This is a genomic window from Aquipseudomonas ullengensis, assembly GCF_014174475.1.
In the GTDB taxonomy this organism is placed as follows: Bacteria; Pseudomonadota; Gammaproteobacteria; order Pseudomonadales; family Pseudomonadaceae; genus Aquipseudomonas; species Aquipseudomonas ullengensis.
Genome location: NZ_JACJUD010000001.1, coordinates 72,049 through 92,231, shown reverse-complemented (window position 1 = coordinate 92,231; position 20,183 = coordinate 72,049). Strand labels below are relative to the sequence as shown.

16 protein-coding genes are annotated in these 20,183 nt (G+C 64.6%); 2 read left to right on the top strand and 14 right to left on the bottom strand.

The features are described 5' to 3' along the window. Window positions 1–193: 193 nt before the first annotated feature. The 12 genes from acs to dksA form a co-directional block, all read right to left on the bottom strand. Window positions 194–2,131, bottom strand: coding sequence for an acetate--CoA ligase (acs, locus tag H3H51_RS00400; protein WP_183087043.1), 1,938 nt, complete (start codon window positions 2,129–2,131; stop codon window positions 194–196). A gap of 226 nt (window positions 2,132–2,357) precedes the next feature. Next, window positions 2,358–4,022: a glucose-6-phosphate isomerase gene (gene pgi / locus H3H51_RS00395; protein WP_183087042.1), complete on the bottom strand. Its 1,665-nt coding sequence runs from the start codon at window positions 4,020–4,022 to the stop codon at window positions 2,358–2,360. Window positions 4,023–4,258: 236 nt separating this feature from the next. Beyond that, window positions 4,259–4,639, bottom strand: coding sequence for an aspartate 1-decarboxylase (gene panD, locus H3H51_RS00390; protein ID WP_183087041.1), 381 nt, complete (start codon window positions 4,637–4,639; stop codon window positions 4,259–4,261). 80 nt (window positions 4,640–4,719) lie between these two features. After that, window positions 4,720–5,568: a pantoate--beta-alanine ligase gene (panC, locus tag H3H51_RS00385; RefSeq protein WP_183087040.1), complete on the bottom strand. Its 849-nt coding sequence runs from the start codon at window positions 5,566–5,568 to the stop codon at window positions 4,720–4,722. After that, window positions 5,565–6,365, bottom strand: a complete 801-nt coding sequence (panB, locus tag H3H51_RS00380) for a 3-methyl-2-oxobutanoate hydroxymethyltransferase (RefSeq protein WP_183087039.1) — start codon at window positions 6,363–6,365, stop codon at window positions 5,565–5,567. The genes panC and panB overlap by 4 nt, the downstream gene beginning before the upstream one ends. Window positions 6,366–6,497: 132 nt before the next feature. Further along, entirely contained in the window at window positions 6,498–6,983 is a 486-nt protein-coding gene (gene folK, locus H3H51_RS00375; RefSeq protein WP_183087038.1) for a 2-amino-4-hydroxy-6-hydroxymethyldihydropteridine diphosphokinase, read from the bottom strand. Window position 6,984: 1 nt separating this feature from the next. Further along, a complete protein-coding gene (locus tag H3H51_RS00370) occupies window positions 6,985–8,385 on the bottom strand; it encodes a polynucleotide adenylyltransferase PcnB (RefSeq protein WP_183087037.1) in 1,401 nt (466 codons plus the stop codon). A gap of 661 nt (window positions 8,386–9,046) precedes the next feature. After that, a complete protein-coding gene (locus tag H3H51_RS00365; protein WP_183087036.1) occupies window positions 9,047–10,462 on the bottom strand; it encodes a sigma-54-dependent transcriptional regulator in 1,416 nt (471 codons plus the stop codon). A 31-nt stretch (window positions 10,463–10,493) separates the two neighbouring features. Beyond that, a complete protein-coding gene (locus tag H3H51_RS00360; protein WP_183087035.1) occupies window positions 10,494–13,448 on the bottom strand; it encodes a sensor histidine kinase in 2,955 nt (984 codons plus the stop codon). A gap of 113 nt (window positions 13,449–13,561) precedes the next feature. Then, complete coding sequence (locus H3H51_RS00355; RefSeq protein WP_003244646.1) at window positions 13,562–13,738, bottom strand: hypothetical protein; 177 nt, start codon at window positions 13,736–13,738, stop codon at window positions 13,562–13,564. Between the two features lie 87 nt (window positions 13,739–13,825). After that, window positions 13,826–14,713, bottom strand: coding sequence for a tRNA glutamyl-Q(34) synthetase GluQRS (gene gluQRS, locus H3H51_RS00350; protein ID WP_183087034.1), 888 nt, complete (start codon window positions 14,711–14,713; stop codon window positions 13,826–13,828). A gap of 91 nt (window positions 14,714–14,804) precedes the next feature. Next, complete coding sequence (gene dksA, locus H3H51_RS00345) at window positions 14,805–15,248, bottom strand: RNA polymerase-binding protein DksA (protein ID WP_183087033.1); 444 nt, start codon at window positions 15,246–15,248, stop codon at window positions 14,805–14,807. A 194-nt stretch (window positions 15,249–15,442) separates the two neighbouring features. Here dksA and H3H51_RS00340 point away from each other — a divergent pair, with 194 nt between their 5' ends. After that, entirely contained in the window at window positions 15,443–16,624 is a 1,182-nt protein-coding gene (locus H3H51_RS00340) for a pyridoxal phosphate-dependent aminotransferase (protein ID WP_183087032.1), read from the top strand. Next, window positions 16,614–17,321: a DNA/RNA nuclease SfsA gene (gene sfsA / locus H3H51_RS00335; protein ID WP_183087031.1), complete on the top strand. Its 708-nt coding sequence runs from the start codon at window positions 16,614–16,616 to the stop codon at window positions 17,319–17,321. The genes H3H51_RS00340 and sfsA overlap by 11 nt, the downstream gene beginning before the upstream one ends. 72 nt (window positions 17,322–17,393) lie before the next feature. On the opposite strand, the gene H3H51_RS00330 is transcribed toward sfsA, so the two are convergent. Continuing rightward, window positions 17,394–17,711 carry a Rieske (2Fe-2S) protein gene (locus tag H3H51_RS00330; RefSeq protein ID WP_183087030.1) on the bottom strand — a complete coding sequence of 106 codons (318 nt, stop codon included), beginning with the start codon at window positions 17,709–17,711 and terminating at the stop codon, window positions 17,394–17,396. A gap of 86 nt (window positions 17,712–17,797) precedes the next feature. Beyond that, a complete protein-coding gene (locus H3H51_RS00325) occupies window positions 17,798–20,116 on the bottom strand; it encodes a TonB-dependent hemoglobin/transferrin/lactoferrin family receptor (protein ID WP_183087029.1) in 2,319 nt (772 codons plus the stop codon). Between the last annotated feature and the right edge of the window lie 67 nt (window positions 20,117–20,183).

Below are 20,183 nucleotides of genomic sequence, written 5' to 3'. Positions count from 1 at the left end.
GGCGCCCGCCTGTAGGAGCCAGCTTGCTGGCGATCAGCGAGCGGTCGGGAGATCGCCAGCAAGCTGGCTCCTACACAGATGGTATGCCGCGTCGGCGCGTGCCTGGCCGACGACGGGATTACGGGTTCAGTGCGTAGGGTGGATCGCGTTTTATCGATCCACCGTGCGGGCCGGTGGTGGATGAGCAGAGTGTCTATTGGTTCAGGCGCTGGCCGATCAGGCTGTCGACCACGCTGGGGTCGGCCAGGGTCGAGGTGTCGCCCATGTTCTCCAGCTCGTTGCAGGCGATCTTGCGCAGGATGCGCCGCATGATCTTGCCCGAGCGGGTCTTCGGCAGGCCCGACGCCCACTGGATCAGCTCCGGCTTGGCGAAGCTGCCGATCTCCTTGCTGACCAGGCCGAGCAGTTCCTTCTTCAGTTCGTCGGATGGTTCGACGCCTGTCATTGGTGTGACGAAGGCGTAGATGCCCTGGCCCTTGAGATCATGCGGGTAGCCGACCACGGCGGCCTCGGCGATGGCGTCGTGCAGGACCAGGGCGCTTTCCACCTCGGCGGTGCCGATGCGGTGGCCGGAGACGTTGATCACGTCGTCCACGCGGCCGGTGATCCAGTAGTAGCCATCTTCGTCGCGGCGCGCGCCGTCGCCGGTGAAGTAGTAGCCGGGGTAGGGCTTGAAGTAGGTGTCGATCATCCGCTGGTGGTCGCCGTAGACGCTGCGGATCTGGCTCGGCCAGCTCGATTTGATGGCCAGCACGCCGGCACCGGGGCCGTCGATTTCCTTGCCCTGTTCGTCCAGTAGTACCGGCTGCACGCCGAAGAACGGCCGGGTCGCCGAACCGGGCTTGAGGTCGGTGGCGCCGGGCAGCGGGGTGATCAGGATGCTGCCGGTCTCGGTCTGCCACCAGGTATCGACGATCGGGCAGCGCCGTTCGCCGACCACGTTGTAGTACCACTCCCAGGCTTCCGGGTTGATCGGCTCGCCGACCGAGCCAAGCAGGCGCAGGCTCGAGCGATCGGTCTTCTTCACCGGCGCTTCGCCCTCACGCATCAGGGCGCGGATGGCGGTGGGCGCGGTGTAGAAGATGTTGACCTGGTGCTTGTCGATCACCTGCCAGAAGCGCGAGGCGTCGGGGTAGTTGGGCACGCCTTCGAACATCAGGGTGATCGCGCCATTGGCCAGCGGGCCGTAGACAATGTAGCTGTGTCCGGTGACCCAGCCGACGTCGGCGGTGCACCAGTAGATGTCGCCCTCGTGGTAGTCGAACACGTACTTGTGGGTCATCGCCGCGCCCAGCAGGTAGCCGCCGGTGCTGTGCAGCACGCCTTTGGGCTTACCGGTGGAGCCGGAGGTGTAGAGGATGAACAGCGGGTCTTCGGCGTCCATCGGCTCGGCGGGGCAGTCGCTGGACACCTCGCGCAGGGCTTCGTGGTACCAGAGGTCGCGGCCGTCGACCCAGGCAATTTCGCCCTGGGTACGCTCGACCACCACTACCGTGCTGACCGCCGGGCAGCTCTGCAGGGCCTTGTCGACGTTGGCCTTGAGCGGGACGTACTTACCGCCACGCACGCCCTCGTCGGCGGTGATCACGGTGCGGCAGTCGGCATCGAGGATGCGGTCGCGCAGGGCGTCCGGGGAGAAGCCGCCGAACACCACCGAGTGCACCGCGCCAATGCGCGTGCAGGCGAGCATGGCGTAGGCCGCCTCGGGGATCATCGGCATATAGATGCACACCCGGTCGCCCTTCTTCACCCCGCGCTGCTTGAGCACATTGGCCAGGCGGCTGACATGGCTGTGCAGCTTGTTGTAGGTGATGTGCGCCGACTCGCTGGGGCTGTCGCCTTCCCAGATGATGGCGAGCTGTTCGCCGCGCTCGCCTAGGTGGCGGTCGATGCAGTTGTAGGCGACGTTGAGCTGGCCGCCCTTGAACCACTGCGCCTCGCCTTTGACGAGGTCGCTGTTGTGCAGTTGGTCCCAGGGCTTGAACCAGTGCAGGAACTGCCGCGCCTGTTCGCTCCAGAAGGCTTCCGGTTGCTCGATGGACTGCCGATAGAGGCGCTGGTAGTCGTCGTTGTTCAGGTGCGCGCGCTGGCGCACGGCGTCCTTGACCGGATGAGCACTGATTTCGAACATGGCGGGGTCCTTGTTTTTGTGTGGCCGCGATGCCGCTAGGGTGCTCCCAAGCAGGTGCTTGGTTCAAGTAGTGGCCCGTTAATGCGCTCGTTTGCCTGCCGTCAGGTAGCGGTGGCCGGGGCCTGAACGTAGGAGCGAGTTGCTCGCGCGCAGAAGAAAAAACGCCGCGACCCTGCAAGAGAGTCGCGGCGTTTTTCTTAAGCCACAGGGTGTCGAGTTTGCGGGGTCAACCGCGGTGACGGCCGCGGAAGAAGTCGATCAGGCCCTGGGTCGAGGCGTCCTCGGCGGCGGGTTGGTCCCAGCCAGTGAGGCGCTGGTAGACGCCCTTGCCGAGGTCCTTGCCCAGCTCCACGCCCCACTGGTCGAAGGCGTTGATGCCCCAGATCACGCTCTGTACGAACACCTTGTGCTCGTACATCGCCACCAGCGCTCCCAGGCGGCGCGGGCTGACCCGTTCCATCACCAGGGTGTTGCTCGGACGGTTGCCCGGGATCACCTTGTGCGGCGCCAGGCGCTGCACTTCGGCCTCGCCAGCGCCCTTCACGCGCAGTTCGGCTTCGGCCTCCTCGCGGCTCTTGCCGAGCATCAGCGCCTGGCTCTGCGACAGGCAGTTGGCGTACAGCCACTGGTGGTGGTCGGCCACCGGGTTGTAGCTGACCACCGGCACGATGAAGTCGGCCGGAATCAGCTGGGTGCCCTGGTGCAGCAACTGGTGGTAGGCATGCTGGCCGTTGCAGCCGACGCCGCCCCAGATCACCGGGCCGGTATCGGTGCTCACCGGGCTGCCGTCCTGGCGCACGCTCTTGCCGTTGGATTCCATGTCCAGCTGCTGCAGGTGCTTGGTGATGTTCCGCAGGTAGTGGTCGTACGGCAGGATGGCGTGGCTCTGCGCGCCCCAGAAGTTGCCGTACCAGACGCCGAGCAGGGCCAGCAGTACCGGCATGTTCTTGTCGAAGGAGGTGCTGCGGAAGTGGCTGTCCATGCTGTAGGCGCCGGACAGCAGTTCCTTGAAGTTGGACATGCCGATGGCCAGGGCGATCGGCAGGCCGATGGCCGACCACAGCGAGTAGCGCCCGCCGACCCAGTCCCACATCGGGAACACGTTCTTCTCGCGGATGCCGAACTCGATGGCCGCTTCCTTGTTGCTGGTCACGGCGATGAAGTGGCGGTAGAGCTTCTCCTCGGTACCGCCACGGGCCAGGTACCAGGTGCGCGCCGCCTGGGCATTCTTCAGGGTTTCCAGGGTGCTGAAGGACTTGCTGGAAACGATGAACAGGGTGGTTTCGGCGCTCAGCTTGGCGGTCAGCTCATGGAACTCGCTGCCGTCGATATTGGCCAGGTAATGGCAGCGCACGCCGTGCTGGGTAAACGGCAGCAGCGCCTCGGAAACCAGTTGCGGACCGAGGAAGGAGCCGCCGATACCGATGTTGACTACGTCGGTGATGGCTTTCTCGCTGTAGCCGCGCCACATGTTGCTGTGGATGCGCCCAACGATATCGGTCATCTGGTTGAGCACGCGATGCACGTCGGGCATCACGTTGACCCCGTCGACCTTGACACAGTCGCCGATCGGCCGGCGCAACGCGGTGTGCAGCGCCGGGCGGCCTTCCGAGGCGTTCAGCTGCTCGCCGTTGAACAGGGCTTCGATGGCCGCTTCCAGGCCAGCTTCCTTGGCCAGGTTGACCAGCAGATCGCGGGTTTGCGGGGTGATCAGGTTCTTCGAGTAATCGAGAAACAGGCCGCAGGTGCTCATGGAGAACTGGTTGAAGCGCTTGGCGTCGCTGGCGAAGGCTTCGCGCATGCTGAACGTCTGCATGGCCTCGCGATGCTGGCGCAGGGCCTCCCAGGCGGGCAGGGTGGTGACGTCTAGCGGGTGCTGGTGGTACGCCATGAGCGGCTGTTTCCTTGTTGTGTGGCCGGTGTGCTGTCGAGCATTTACAGGCCATTGAAAACTATCTGCGTTGCCGATACGTCGTTGAGAACAACCTCAAAATGCTCATTTACAGCTCGTAAACTGCGCTTTTTCGGTTGTTCTCGCCTAGCCTCGGCTGCCTCGCCAACGTTTTCAATGGCCTGTAAAAAAGCCCGGAAGGTTCCGGGCTTGAAGTGTAGCGGTACGGGTCTGGGTCAGGCGACCTGTACGGGAATCGCGTTGCTGGTGTGGCTCAGCTCGCCTTCGGCGCCCATGTACAGCACGCGCGGCTGGAAATTGGCCAGCTCGGCTTCGCTGTAGTGGGCGTAGGCGCAGATGATCAGGCGGTGACCGACGCCGGCCTTGTGTGCGGCGGCGCCGTTGACCGAGATGATCTTGGAGCCTTCTTCACCGCGGATGGCGTAGGTGGTGAAGCGTTCACCGTTGTCCACGTTGTACAGCTGGATCTGCTCGTACTCGCGAATGCCGGACAGGTCCAGCCACTCGCCGTCGATGGCGCAGGAGCCTTCGTAATCGAGCACGGCGTGGGTGACGATGGCGCGGTGCAGCTTGGCCTTGAGCATGATGGCGTGCATGGCGGGTCCCTTCTCGGAATGCGGCGGCGGCAGAGTTTGCCCGAACCCCCGGAGGGGTTCAAGACTGTGCTGTGCGGGCTTTACAGGTCGAAAGCCAGGTTGTCGATCAGGCGCGTCTTGCCGAGGAAGGCAGCGGCCAGGATCACCAGCTGCTGGGTGTCGGCGCCGGCCTGGCGCAGGGTGCTGCTGTCGCGCACTTCCAGGTAGTCGGGGCGCAGGCCGGCGGCTTCCAGGCTGGCCTTGCCGGTTGTGACCAGCTGGGCGAAGTCACGCTCGCCCTGGCGCACCGCATCCGCCAGCTGATTCAGGGTGCGGTACAGGGCAGGGGCGGCGGCGCGCTGCTCATCGTTCAGGTAGCCATTGCGTGAGGACAGCGCCAGGCCGTCTTCGGCACGCGCGGTCGGCTCGCCGATGATCTGCACCGGCATGTTCAGGTCGCGCACCAGGGCGCGGATCACCGCCAGTTGCTGGAAGTCCTTCTCGCCGAAGATGGCGAGGTCCGGCTGCACCATGTTGAACAGCTTGGTGACCACGGTGGCGACGCCATCGAAGTGGCCGGGGCGGCTGCCGCCGCACAGGCCTTCGGACACGCCGGGCACGCTGACGTTGGTCAGGCCGCCCATGCCGTTGGGGTACATCTCTTCCACATCGGGGGCGAACAGCAGCTGGCAGCCGGCGGCGACCAGTTTCTCCTGGTCGGCGACCAGGGTGCGCGGGTAGGTCGCCAGGTCTTCGTTGGGGCCGAACTGCAGCGGGTTGACGAAGATGCTGGCGATCACGAAGTCGGCACGCTGGCTAGCCTTTTCCACCAGGGCGATATGGCCTTCGTGCAGGTTGCCCATGGTCGGCACGAAGCCGATGCGTTTGCCTTCACTGCGTACGCGGGCCACGACGGCGCGCAGTTCACGTACGGTCTTGACGGTGTTCATGCAGAGAATCCGTGTTCTTCGCCGGGGAAGCTGACGTTCTTGACCGCCTCTACATAGGCGGCGAGGGCGGCCTGGATGCTTGGCTGGCCTTCCATGAAGTTCTTCACGAACTTCGGTGCGCGACCGGTCAGGGACAGGCCGAGCATGTCGTGCAGGACCAGCACCTGGCCATCGGTGGCCGAGCCTGCGCCAATACCGATCACCGGAATCTTCACCGACTGGCTGATCTCGGCAGCCAGTTCACTGGGCACGCATTCCAGCAGCAGCATGGCGGCGCCAGCCTGTTCCAGGGCCATGGCGTCGGCACGCAGCTGGCGCGCGGCGGCATCGCCACGGCCTTGGACCTTGTAGCCGCCCAGGACGTTGACCGCCTGCGGGGTCAGGCCGAGGTGCGCGCACACCGGTACGCCGCGCTCAGCCAGTTGGCGGATGGGCTCAGCCAGCCAGGCGGCGCCTTCCAGCTTGACCATGTGCGCACCGGCCTGCATCAGGACGGCGCTGCTGGCGAAGGTCTGCTCAAGGGTGGCGTAGGCCATGAAGGGCAGGTCGCTGAGGATCAGTGCGCCCTGGTTGCCGCGCTTCACCGCGGCGGTGTGATAGGCCATCTCGTTGAGGCTGACCGGCAGGGTGCTGTCGTGCCCCTGCAGGACCATGCCGAGGGAGTCGCCCACCAGCAGCACATCCACACCAGCCTGGCAGGCAGCCTGGGCGAAGGTGGCGTCGTAGGCAGTCAGCATGGCGATTTTCTCGCTCTTCTGCTTGAGGCCCAACAGGGTGCTTATGGTTGTATCAGGCATGAAATCTTCCTCATCTGCGCGCGGTGCTTGCACCGCCGCGGGGCAACGGGACGCCTATAGTCCCGATGAGGGTGCATGAAGTCAATCGTGGGGTGTTACCGCTGTGTTACGGCGTTACCTGCGTTGGGGGCGCTAGCCGGGCAGGCGCTCCAGCCCTGCGAATGGGCAGGCGGCGAGCAGCTCGCTCAGGGGGCGGCCATCCGGTAGCAGCAGGTCGGCAGCGATCTCTGCCAGCGGATACAGCACAAAGGCACGGGCGTGCATGTGGTAGTGCGGTACGACCAGGCGCTCTTCGGCGAGGCAGCGTTGGCCAAACAGCAGGATGTCCAGATCGAGGGTGCGTGGGCCCCAGCGTTCAGCTTTGCGTACGCGGCCCTGTTCGCGTTCGATGGTCTGCAGGGCGTCGAGCAGTTCGAGCGGTTGCAGGCGGGTATCCAGGGCGGCGACGGCATTCACGTAGCGCGGCTGGTCCGGCGGGCCGAGCGGGTCGCTGGCATAGAAGGACGACACGCCAGCCAGTTGGCTGCCTGGCAGCGCGGCCAGCGCCGCCAAGGCCGCACGGAGTTGCTGCAGCGGCTCGGCCAGGTTGCTACCCAGGCCGATATAGACCCGTTCCATCTTATTCGCTGGCCGGAGCGTCCGTGCGCGGACCGCGACGGCGGCGGCCGCCACGACGGCGCTTGGCTGCGGCAGGCGCGCCTTCGTCATCCGGGCGGTTGGCGAGGTCGCGGATCATGCCGCGGCGTTCGCTGTCGTTGCTGTCCTGGTAGTCGGTCCACCAGTCGCCCAGGCCGTCGGTCTTCTCTCCAGCGTCTTCACGCAGCAGGAGGAAGTCGTAGCCGGCGCGAAAGCGCGGATTTTCCAGCAACTGGTCGGCGCGCTTGCCACTGCGGCGCGGCAGGCGTTCCTGCATGTCCCAGATTTCGCGGATCGGGATGGTGAACCGCTTGGGAATCGCGATGCGCTTGCACTGCTCGGTGATCAGGTCGTGAGCCGCTTCCTGCATGGCCGGAATCGGTGGCATGCCACGATCCTGCAGTTGCAGGGCGCGGGCAGGCAGGGCAGGCCACAACAGGGCGGCGAAGAGGAAGGCCGGGGTGACCGTTTTGCCCTGGGCAATGCGGTCGTCGGTATTGGCCAGGGCCTGGCGGATCAGTTTGCCGGCGTATTCCGGGTTGCGCTTGAGTGCGGCGGCACTGGCCGGGAACAGCGGGGCGAACAGGTCGTATTCGACCAGCAGCTCGAAGGTGTGTTCGGCGTAACCGGCGAGGAACAGCTTGAGCACTTCATCGAACAGGCGCGCGGAGGGGATGTCGCGCAGCATCGGTGCCAGACGCTGGATCGGTGCGGCGCTGTGCTTCTCGATATCGAAGTCGAGTTTGGCGGCGAAACGTACTGCACGCAGCATGCGCACTGGGTCTTCCAGGTAGCGCTGCTCGGGGTCGCCAATCAGCCGCACTAGGCGGTTGCGTACGTCGTGCATGCCACGGGCGTAGTCGAGGATGCGCTCGCCAGTAACGTCGAAGTATAGGGCGTTGATGGTGAAGTCGCGGCGCTGGGCGTCGTCTTCCTGGTTGCCATACACGTTGTCGCGCAGGATGCGTCCGCTTTCATTGCGAGACGACTGGTGGCTGTCTTCTTCCTCGTCACCCTGGGGGTGATTGCTGCGGAAGGTGGCGACTTCGATGATCTCCCGGCCGAAGTGCACATGGGCCAGCTTGAAGCGGCGGCCAATCACGCGGGCATTGCGGAACTCGGCGCGGACTTGCTCAGGGGTGGCGCTGGTGGCCACATCGAAGTCCTTGGGGTGGATGCCGAGCAGCGTGTCGCGTACGCAGCCACCGACCAGGTAGGCCTGGTAACCGGCATGCTGCAGGCGTTCCACTACGTTCACTGCGTTGCGGCTGAACTGGGAGCGCTGCAGCGAATGCTGGCGAGGGCCTAGAACTTCCGGGGCGCTGTGATGAGGGGCGTTGCGCTTCAGGGGAGAGCGAAAAGACTTGAACAGCTTCTTCAGCATGGGCGGCACTGTCTGGGGGTATAGGCGGCCGGGAACGCAAGAGACCGCAGGATTGGCGCGGATTCTAGCACTGGGAGGGGGGATGGTGAATTAAAACGGGGATTGGGGGTAAAGCTACTGGGGGAGCCGAAGCTCCCCCCCAAGTAGGTGCGTGCTTTATTATTATTGTTATAGCGGGCCTGTTGTTTTTGTTGTTCAGCCCGTTGTTGGTATCCCAATTCGGGTACCAGTAGCAAACGGATTGCTTTGGATGCTGATGCTGCCATGATCATTCCGTGACCCAACCAGTTCAGGCGCTGCTTTAGAGCAGTTTTGTTGTTCTCAGCCTGGTCGTGGGGCGAACCCCAAAGGCAAATCCTCTCCAAAAGAATCAGTTAGCTGCGCCTCCGCCATGTTGTTTTTGTTGTGCTGGAGTCGTTCTGTCTTATTTTTATTGTGTGGGTTCAAGCTTGTTATTGTTGTTGTGCAAGAGATAAAGCAGAACCCGTGCCAGTTTTTTGTAAGCCCTTTGTTTTCAGTCACTTACGATTTTCAGTGGTAAACGGCAGGCACAAAAAAGCCGGGTTTCCGTTACCGATGAACCCGGCTTTGTTACGCAATATTTGCAGGGGTAACAGCTTGCGGAACCTTTGCGCGGCCCGTGGGTCGCGCGGGTAACGGCTCAGGAGTCGGTCGCCACGCCGGTTTTGCGGCGTGGAATGCCCAGGCGCTGGCGGCGTTCCCACAGGCATTTACGACTGATGCCCAGCTTGCGGGCCAGTTCGGTCTCGGTCATGTGGTCCTGGTGCTCGAGGACGAAATGCTGGAAGTAGTCCTCCAGTGACAGGTCCTCGGTCGGCTCATGGCTGTTGTTGCTGGTGGCGGGGCTGGCGGCGCCGTCGAAATCGTCGTCCAGGTCATCCAGTTCGATATCGATACCCAGCAGCTCGGCGGAAATCTCCGGGCTCTCGCAGAGAATCACCGCACGCTCGATGGCGTTTTCCAGTTCGCGCACATTGCCCGGCCACGGGTAATGCCGAATTGCCTGCTCGGCATCGTGGGCGAAGTGCAGGCCTTCGCGGCCCATGCGGGCGCATTGGCGGGCGAGGAAAGAGTGGGCGATTTCGTTGACGTCGGCGCCGCGTTCGCGCAGTGGCGGCAGCTTGAGGGCGATGACGTGCAGGCGGTAATAGAGGTCTTCGCGGAACTGGCCGGTTTTGGCCAGGGTTTTGAGGTCGCGGTGGGTTGCGGCGATCAGGCGTACATCTACCTTCTGCGACTGCACCGAGCCGACCCGGCGAATCTCACCCTCTTGCAGTACACGCAGCAGGCGGGCCTGGGCTTCCAGGGGCAGTTCGCCGATCTCGTCGAGGAACAGCGTGCCGCCGTCCGCCGCTTCCACCAGGCCGGCACGACCGGCGCTGGCGCCGGTAAAGGCGCCTTTCTCGTGGCCGAACAGTTCCGACTCGATCAGGGTTTCCGGAATCGCCGCGCAGTTCACCGAAATCAGCGGCGCCTTGGCGCGGCGTGACAGGTTGTGCAGGGCACGGGCAACCAGTTCCTTGCCGGTGCCGGATTCACCCTGGACCAGCACGTTGGAGTCGGTCGGGGCGACTTTGCGGATCTTGCTGTACATATCCAGCATCGCGGCGCAGGAGCCGATGATGCCGATATCGCCTTCGACTGCTGTATTGGCGGCGGCCTTGGCCGGCTTGCCGGCTTCGTTCGGTGTGGCGCGGCGCGCCTCCTGATGGTCGCGCAGAATGCGCGCCACGGCCTGGAGCATTTCGTCATGGTCGAAGGGTTTGGCGATGTAGTCGACCGCGCCCATCTTCATCGAGTCCACGGCCGAGCGCAGGCTGGCGTAGCTGGTCATGATCAGCACGGGCGTGCCCTGGGCCAGCTTGATCAGCTCGGTGCCAGGGGCGCCAGGCAGGCGCAGGTCGCTGACGATCAGGTCAAAGCCAGGAATACTGTAGCGTTCCTGGGCTTCCTGTACCGAGCCGGCTTCGCTGACCTGGTACTGGTTGCGTTCCAGCAGGCGGCGCAGGGCCGAACGGATAATGGTTTCGTCTTCGACGATGAGGATATGGGGCATTGATTCTCTCTCGACGATCTCAGGTCACTGCTTAGGTCGCTACGGGCGTCGTGTCGATAAAGCGCGGCAGGGTAACGCGGAAACGGGTTCCGAGTTGGCGCTCGGGGTCTGCCGGGCTGTCGATGGTGATCTGCCCATAATGCTCTTCCACGATGGAATAGACCAGTGCGAGGCCCAGGCCGGTGCCCTTGCCCGGGTCCTTGGTGGTGAAGAAGGGTTCGAACAGGCGATCCATTATGGCCTGCGGAATACCGGTGCCTTCGTCCTCCACCTGCAGGACCACGCTCATTTCCGAGACTTCGCTGGTCACGCGGATGGCGCCGCCCGGCGGTGAAGCGTCGCGGGCGTTGGACAGCAGGTTGATCAGCACCTGGGCCAGGCGTTGCGGGTCGCCCTTGGCCAGGTGGTCGGGGTCGCACAGGTTGAAGAACTGCACTTCGGTGCTGTTGCGGTTGAGCGCCAGCAGACCAATGGCGTCCTGCGCCACCTCGGCCAGGCTGACCGGGTATTCGGCGCGCTGCTGCTGGCCGGCATGGGCGAAGTTCATCAGCGACTGGACGATGCGCGAGATGCGTTTGGTCTGGTCGAGGATCTGCCCGCTCAGTTCGACCATTTCGTCGTCGTCCTCGCGGTCCTCGCGCAGGTTCTGCGCCAGGCAGGCAATGCCGGTGACCGGGTTGCCGATTTCATGGGCCACGCCGGCAGCCAGGCGACCGATGCTGGCCAGGCGCTCGGAGTGCACCAGCTGATCTTCCAGCACGCGGGTTTCTGTCACGTCTTCCACCAGCAGCACCAGGCCGCTATTGCCCGGCGCCAGGGGTTCGTCGATGGCCGCCTTGTGCAGGTTGAGCCAGCGCATTTCGCCATCCATGTTCAGGTGCTGCTTGTGTAGGTGCTCGTCGAGCTGGCGGGTGAAGTCCTCCAGCAGCGATTTCCACGGCTGGTCGAGGGCGCCCAGGCGCGAGCCGACCACGCGCTGCGCGGAGATGCCGGTGAGTTCCTCCATGGCACGGTTCCACATGAGGATCTCCTGATCCTTGGCCAGCGAGCAGACGCCCATTGGCAATTCCTGCAGGGTCTGGCGGTGGAAGCGGCGCAGTGCATCCAGCTCGGCGGCCAGGCCGGTGAGGCGCAGGTGGTAGTCCTCCAGGCGGCTCTCGATGAAGTGGATATCTTCGCTGACGTAGGTTTCGCTGCCGTTCTTGTAGGGCAGGAAGGTCTCGACGATGTCCTGCGCCACGCTCGGCCCCATCAGGCCGGAAAGGTTGGCCTCGATGCGGTCGCGCAGGCGGCGCAGGGCATAGGGCCGCGGTTCGTCGAAGGGCAGGTGCAGGTCGCGCAGAGCCTGTTCCACTTCCTTCTGCGCGGTCTTGCCGCCCAGCGGCTTGGCCAGTTGGGTGGCGAACTCCTGGGGCGAGCCGGCGACCAGCTCGCGGCGTTGTGGGCGGCGGACGTTGTCCACGGTGCAGGCTTCGGCGGCGCTTTTCTCTTCGCTGCTGGCTTCGGTGAACAGCGAGACCAGGGTGAACACCAGCACGTTGGCCGCCAGCGAACTGGTCGCGGCCAGGTGCCAGTTCTCCTGGTCGAGGATGTAGATGATGTTGAACAGCGGCAGGTGGATGCCCTGCAGGTTGCTCACCAGCGGCAGCAGCATGCTCACCGCCCACACCGCGATACCGGTGAGCAGGCCGGCGATGAAACCGCGGCGATTGGCGGTCGGCCAGTACAGCACCGAGAGCACGCCGGGGAGGAACTGCAGGGTGGCGACGAAGGCGACGATGCCCAGGTTGGCCAGGTCCTGTTCGGCGCCGAGCAGCAGGTAGAAGCCGTAGCTGGCCATGATGATGGCGATGATCAGCGCGCGGCGTGTCCACTTCAGCCAGCGGTAGATGTTGCCCTGTGCCGGCGGCTGGTAGAGCGGCAGCACCAGGTGGTTCAGTGCCATGCCCGACAGCGCCAGGGTGGTGACGATGATCAGTCCGCTGGAGGCGGACAGACCGCCGACATAGGCCAGCAGGGCGAGGGTCTTGTTGCCGACGGCGATGCCCAGGCCGAGGGTGAAGTACTCGGGGTTGGTGGTGGCGCCCAGCTTGAGCCCGGCCCACAGGATCAGCGGCACCGACAGGCTCATCAGCAGCAGGAATAGCGGCAGGCCCCAGCTGGCGCTGACGATGGCGCGCGGGTTGAAGTTCTCGGTGAAGGCCATGTGGTACATGTGCGGCATGACGATGGCCGAGGCGAAGAACACCAGCAGCAGGGTGCGCCAGGGGCCTTCCTGCAAGGGCGTGTGCAGGGCGTTGAGGGCGGCCTGGTTCTGTACCAGCCACAGCTCCAGCTCGCTCGGCCCGCCGAACACGCCATACAGCGCGTAGAGACCGATGGCGCCGAGGGTGAACAGCTTGACCACCGACTCGAAGGCGATGGCGAACACCAGGCCTTCGTGCTTCTCGCGGGTGGCGATATGACGGGCACCGAAGAGAATGGTGAACAGCGTGATCAGCGCACAGAACGCCAGGGCGAAGCGGTTCTGCAGGGGTTCGCGGGTGAGGATGCCGATCGAGTCGGCCACCGCCTGGATCTGCAGGGCCAGCAGCGGCATCACACCGATCAGCATGAACAGTGTGGTCAGCGCGCCGGCCCAGCTGCTGCGAAAGCGGAAGGCGAACAGGTCGGCCAGCGACGACAGCTGATAGGTGCGGGTGATGCGCAGGATCGGATAGAGCAGCACCGGTGCCAGGAGGAAGGCGCCGGTCACACCCAGGTAGCTGGCGAGAAAGCCGAAGCCGTACTGGTAGGCCAGGCCGACCGTGCCGTAGAAGGCCCAGGCGCTGGCGAACACGCCTAGCGACAGGGTGTAGGTCAGCGGATGGCGGATCACCCAGCGCGGGATCAGGCCGTGTTCGCTGATCCAGGCAACGCCGAAAAGCAGCAGCAGGTAGGCCGCGCTGATAAAGATCAGCTGACTCAGGTCAAAGCTCGTCAGCATCACGTCGACTCAGCGAATGGGAATAAAGGGCGGATAGCAGCTCAGAGCTCATCGGCATCGCGCTGGCTCTGCGGAAATATGAAGGGTGGTCATCGCCTGCGCCTCGAGACCGCTCAGAGTTCATCGGCATCACGCTGACTCTGCAGGATAAATGTCACCACGATGAGGATCAGCCACAGCAGGTACGGGCGGTACCAGGCGCCGTTGGGGTCGATCCACCAGTCCATGATGGCAGGGGAGAACAGGTAGATCCCCACTACCAATATCAGCACCAGCCGATAGATATACATGCCGATTCTCGTGTCGGATTTGCCGCGATGGTAACGGATTCGCCGTGCAGGCGGCAGCTGTTACGCAGTGGCGCCCTGCACGGCTGGTCAGCGCAACTGCGCTTCGGCCAGGGTGCGGCTGCGCGGAATGCGCGTCGCGTCCCAGTGGTTGATGCCCCAGTCCAGTAGCTCGCGGGCGGTGGCGCTGGCGAGTTCGCCGGGCGGTTGCTGGCCGAGGGCGCGCAGGGCGCGCAGCAGCAGGGCCGGGGCCTGGTCGGCGGGCAGCGGCGGCGAGCGGTAGCTCTTGCCGAGCTTGTGGCCGTCCGGCTGGATGATCAACGGCACGTGCAGGTAGCGCGGCTGGCGTAGGCCGAGCAGCTCCTGCAGGTACAGCTGGCGCGGGGTGGAGTCGAGCAAGTCAGCGCCGCGCACCACATCGGTGATGCCTTGCCAGGCGTCGTCCAGCACTACGGCCAGCTGGTAGGCATACAGGCCGTCGCGGCGGCGGATCACGAAGTCGCCGACTTCGCGGCCGACCTGCTGGCGGAACTCGCCCTGCACGCGGTCGGTGAAGCGGTATTCCAGTTCCGGCACGCGCAGGCGGATGGCGGCGTCGTGCGGATCGTGGCCGGCATTGCGGCAGATGCCCGGGTAGACGCCGCCATGGCTTTCCAGCTGCTTGCGCGAGCAGGTGCAGGCGTAGGCCAGGCCCTGGCTGAACAGGCGCTCGGTCAGCGCGGCGTACTCGGGGTGGCGGTCGCTCTGGCGTACCAGTTCGCCATCCCATTCGAAGCCGTAGGTTTGCAGGGCTTGCAGAATCGCGTCCTGGGCGCCGGCCACTTCGCGGGGCGGGTCGAGGTCTTCCATGCGCAGCAGCCAGCGCCCGCCGACGCTGCGGGCGTCGAGGTAGGAGGCGAGGGCGGCAACCAGCGAGCCGAAATGCAGATGGCCGCTAGGGGTGGGGGCGAAGCGCCCGATATAGGTGGAATCGCTCATGGGCGGGAGGCTATCCGCATGGGCTGGCGAGCGCCAGTCCACTGATCGGGGCCCTGAAATGCAACGGGGCGCCTAAGCGCCCCGTCCGGAATCAGGAACCGATCTGCTTTTCCTTGATTTCCGCCAGCGTCTTGCAATCGATGCACAGGGTCGCGGTCGGGCGGGCTTCGAGGCGGCGGATGCCGATTTCGACGCCGCAGGAATCGCACCAGCCGTAATCGTTGTCTTCGATCAGCTGCAGGGTTTCGTCGATCTTCTTGATCAGCTTGCGCTCGCGGTCACGGGCGCGCAGTTCCAGGCTGAACTCTTCTTCCTGGCTGGCGCGGTCGGCCGGGTCCGGGAAGTTGGCTGCTTCATCCTGCATGTGGTGCACGGTGCGATCCACTTCCTGCATCAGCTCCAGCTTCCACTTGTTGAGGATGCCGGTGAAGTGAGCACGCATCGGCTCGCTCATGTACTCCTCGCCCTTTTTCTCTTTATAGGGCTCGAAACCACGGACCAACTGGCTACTGCTTTGTTTCGCTTTGGTGGGCATGGATGGCCGCCTCTCACTCTCTCTGATCCACTTGCGCAGGATCTGTTCCTTTACCGGCAAGGCCGGGCCTGCGGCTGCAAGCGGGCGAACTTACCAGATCGATCCCGGGTTCGCCACTCCCGGTTGTCGAAGCTGCTACGGCTGTGCAGGGCAGTTAGTTAGAATCCCTCTTTTGTATTGATAAAGGAAGGCCAATGGCCCAGCCCTGGAGTGCGCGCAGTCGCGCCATCGAACCGTTCCATGTCATGGCCCTGCTGGCACGGGCCAATGAGTTGCAGGCTGCCGGCCATGATGTGATCCATCTGGAGATCGGCGAGCCGGACTTCACCACCGCGGCGCCCATCGTGGCCGCTGGTCAGGCTGCGCTGGCGGCCGGGCATACCCGCTACACCGCGGCGCGCGGCATCACCCCACTGCGCGAGGCGATTGCCGGGTTCTACGCCAGCCGCTATGGGGTGAGCATCGACCCGGCACGCATCCTGATCACGCCTGGCGGTTCCGGCGCATTGCTGCTGGCCACCAGCCTGCTGGTCGATCCGGGCAAGCACTGGCTGCTGGCCGACCCGGGTTACCCGTGCAACCGCCATTTCCTGCGCCTGGTCGAAGGCGCCGCGCAGCTGGTGCCGGTTGGCCCGGATACCCGTTACCAGCTCACCCCGCAACTGGTCGAGCGGCACTGGGACGCTGACAGCGTCGGCGCGCTGGTCGCCTCGCCGGCCAACCCCACCGGCACCTTGCTGCACAAGGATGAGCTGGCCGCGCTGTCGGCGTCGCTCAAGCAGCGCGGCGGCCATCTGGTGGTGGACGAGATCTACCACGGCCTGACGTATGGCTGTGATGCCGCCAGCGTGCTGGAGGTGGACGATGACGCCTTCGTGCTCAACAGCTTCTCCAAATACTTCGGCATGACCGGCTGGCGCTTGGGCTGGCTGGTGGCGCCGGAGAATGCGGTGCCGGAGCTGGAGAAACTGGCGCAGAACCTCTACATCAGCGCGCCGTCGATGGCCCAGCAGGCCGCGCTGGCCTGCTTCGAACCGGCGACCCTGGCGATCCTCGAGGAGCGCCGCCACGAATTCCAGCGGCGTCGCGACTTCCTCCTGCCGGCGCTGCGCGAGCTGGGCTTCGGCATCGCCGTCGAGCCGGAAGGTGCCTTCTATTTATATGCAGATATTTCCGCCTTCGGTGGTGATGCCTTCCGTTTCTGCCAGCACTTCATCGAGACCGAGCATGTGGCCTTTACTCCGGGCCTGGATTTCGGCCGGCACCAGGCTGGGCACCATGTGCGCTTTTCCTACACGCAGAACCTGGAACGCCTGCAGCAGGCAGTCGAACGCATTGCCCGTGGGCTGAAGACCTGGAATCCCGATGCGCTTTGATCCGCCCCTTGAAGAAGGCCGTTTGCTGCGTCGCTACAAGCGCTTCCTGGCGGATATCGAGACGAGTAGCGGCGAGCTGCTGACCATTCACTGCCCCAATACCGGCTCGATGCTCAATTGCATGAGCGAGGGCTGCCGGGTCTGGTTCAGTCGCTCCAACGACCCCAAACGCAAGCTGCCGGGCACTTGGGAACTGGGCGAGACGCCGCACGGGCGGCTGGCCTGCATCAATACCGCGCGGGCCAATGCTCTGGTCGAAGAGGCGCTGCGGGCCGGAGTTATCACGGAGTTGCAGGGCTTCGACGGGCTCAAGCGCGAAGTGGCCTATGGCGTGGAAAATAGCCGGGCGGACTTTCGCCTGGACTATGCCGGGGGCGCGGTGTTCGTCGAGGTGAAGAGTGTGACTCTGGGCTTCCCTGGCAGCCCCGTGGCGGCGTTCCCGGATGCCGTGACCACGCGCGGCGCCAAGCACCTGCGCGAGCTGGCGCTGCTGGCGCAGCAGGGCGTGCGGGCGGTGCAGCTGTATTGCGTGAACCTGTCGGGAATCGAGGCGGTGCGCGCGGCCGAGGAAATCGATCCGGCCTATGCGGCGGGCTTGCGCCTGGCCAAGGCGGCGGGCGTCGAGGTGCTGGCCTATGGCGCCGAGATCACGCCACAAGAAATACGCCTGGCACGGCGCCTGGACGTGCTGTTGTAGGGTGGATGAGGCTCTATTCATCCACCTTGCCCATGCGCAGCGCTGGTGGAAAACGCTACGCGGTTTTCCACCCTACGGATTGATCCAGATGCCGGCGGCATCCTCGTGGCAATCGATCGCTTGCAGCGATTCGCCGGCGCAGGGGCCGGTAACGCATTCGCCACTCTCTATAAGGAACAGCGCGCCATGATGGGCGCACTGCAGCATGCTGCCGCTGGCATCGAGGAAGTCGTCTGCCCGCCACTCCAGGCTCAGGCCCCGGTGTGGGCAGCGGTTGCGGTAGACATAGGCGCGGCCGTCGCGGCGCACGGCCAGCAACTGCAACTCGGAAACGGAAAAGCCCCGGCTCTGGCCTTCGACCAGTTCATCCGGGGCGCATAGAAGCTTCATCGGTATCTCCACGCAGGGAGCGGGATTATCCCGCACCTGCATGGCGATAGGGTAGGGCGCGCATCCGTGCGCAGGTGTTACTCGTCTCAGTACTGCCAGGACGCCGACACGCGGAAGCTGCGGCCGGCTTCGCTGTAGTAGTCGTCCGGTTGTACCAGGGTGCTGGTCGGCACGTTCAGGGCGTTCCAGTACTTCTTGTCGAGCAGGTTGAAGGCGCCGGCTTGCAGTTTCACGCCATCCAGAATGGCGGGTTTCCAGTAGCCGGTCAGGTCGACCACGCCGTAGCCCGGGGCTTCGAAGTCGCCGTCGGTTTCTACCTTGTCGCGGGCCGCTGCGGCGGTCAGCATCAGGTCGGCACCGTAGTTGTCACGCTCGTAGCTCAGGCCGAGGGTGCTGGTGAGCGGCGCCACGGAGCTGAGGTACTGGTTGGTTTCGCGGTCTTCACCTTCGGCCCAGGCCAGCGAGCCCCAGACTTTCCAGTGCGGCACGAACTCCCAGTGAGCGGCGGCTTCGGCACCGTAGATCTGCACCTTGGCGCGGTTCTCGGTACGGGTCACGCCGTACGGGTAGTTGGCGGCATCCAGGCCCAGGTCGGCGATTTCCGCGGAGCTGAGGGCAACGTCGTCGTCGATGAAGTTCTTGTAGTGGTTGTCGAACAGGCTCAGCGAGCCGCCCAGCTTGTCGTTACCCAGTTGCGCGCCGATCTCGTAGCCGTTGCTTTCTTCCGGCTTGAGGTCGGAGTTGCCCGCGCGCAGGTAGCTGCCTTCGGCGCCGTAGTTCATGTACAGCTGGGTTGCGTCGGGTGCCTTGAAGCCTTGCGCCCACTGGGCGTACAGCATGGCTTCCTCGGCGACCTGCCAGGTGGCCAGCAGGCTGCCGGAGAGCTTGTGGTCCTTGCTGCTTTGCAGGGTGTCGTCGTTCGCCGGGTTGACGTTGTTGTCGAAGTCGCTGGTGGCTTGCGGGTCCTGCTTGTAGGCGTCGTAGCGCAGGCCGGGGGTCAGCTTGAAAACACCGTCGGCGAAGCTGATTTCGTCAGTGGCGAATACCGCCCACTGGCTGCCTTCGGCTTTCGGCATGTCGGCCTGGTTGGTGTGCAGGAAGTCGCAGGCGGCCGGGCCCATGTACATCGGGTTGCTCGCGTCGATCGTGACGTCCAGGCAGTTGTCGTAGCCTTCGGACACCTGTTCGGTGTTGATCTGGTAGACCTCGCCACCCAGGGTCAGCTTGTTCGGCAGGCCGGCGATCTCGAGGGTCTTGCCGACGTTGCCGGAGGTGCCGTACAGCTCTTTCTCGATCTGGTTGTCACGACCAAAGGCGCCGCTTGGGTATTTGTACGGGTTGCCCGGCAGGCCGAACATCTGGAAAACGGAGTCCGGCACGTTGGCGCGCGAGTCGGTGACGGTGCGGATGCCGTTCTGGTCGTCGTGGCGGCGCAGTTTCTGCCAGTAGCCGACGGCGTGGGCTGTATCGATCAGGCCATTGCTGTCTTCGGCCTGGTAGTCGTAGTCGACGGACAGGCGCTCGCGCTTGTTGTTCTCTTCGGTGCTGTTCTCGCCCAGCAGGTAGCTGGTGCCTTGATTGGTACGGGTGTCGATGTCGTTGGTGCGCTCGAAGAACTCGCCGGTGAAACCGACCTTGTGGCCGCCGTCGAAGCGCTGCTGCACCTTGACCAGCAGGCTCTGCTGATCGGTGTCGGCCGGGTTGGCCTCGGTGCGCGAGGTGCCGTAGGTGTTGTCGTCGCCACCGCTTTCCAGCTCGTGACCCTGACGCTGGCCGGCTTGCAGCAGCCAGCTGGTGTCGTTATAGCGGCCGGCCAGGGCGCCGTTCAGGCCCCAGCTGTTGTCGGCGCTGTCGTAGTCGGTTTTCACCAGGCTGCCGAAGTCTTTGCCTTCGCGCAGCAGGTCTTCCGGGTTCAGGGTGTGCAGTTCGACCGCGCCACCCAGGGCGCCGGACCCGACCACGCTGGAGTTGGAGCCGCGCACGATGTCCACCGAGGACAGGCCGTTGAAGTCGATCGAGTCGAGGCCGCCCTGGGCGCCGCCGGTCGGGCCCTGGCTGCGCGCGCCGTCGGTCATCCATGGCACGCGGATGCCGTCGATGGTGGTCAGCACGCGGTCGCGATCGAGGCCGCGGATGTTGATACTTTCGGTGGTGCGGCTGTAGTTCACGCCCGGCTCGGAGCGGCGCGAGAGGTCGTCGAAGCTGCGGATGAAACGCTTGTCGAGGGTCTCGGCAGTGGTTTCGGTGCTGGTCGGCAGGGTTTCTTCCGGCGCGGCGCCGGTGACCTGGGTGGCAGCGAGTTCGGTGGAGCTGTCCTTGGTGTCGGCGGTCTGTGCAAAGGCCAGGGCTGGGCTCAGCAACAGCAGCGCCATCCATGGGCGCAGTGCGAAGGGTGGTGTGGACATGACGTTACTCCCGCGGTCGGCTCTTGATGGCCGGGTGAATTTGGCGGGGCGCACGGTAATCGAAACT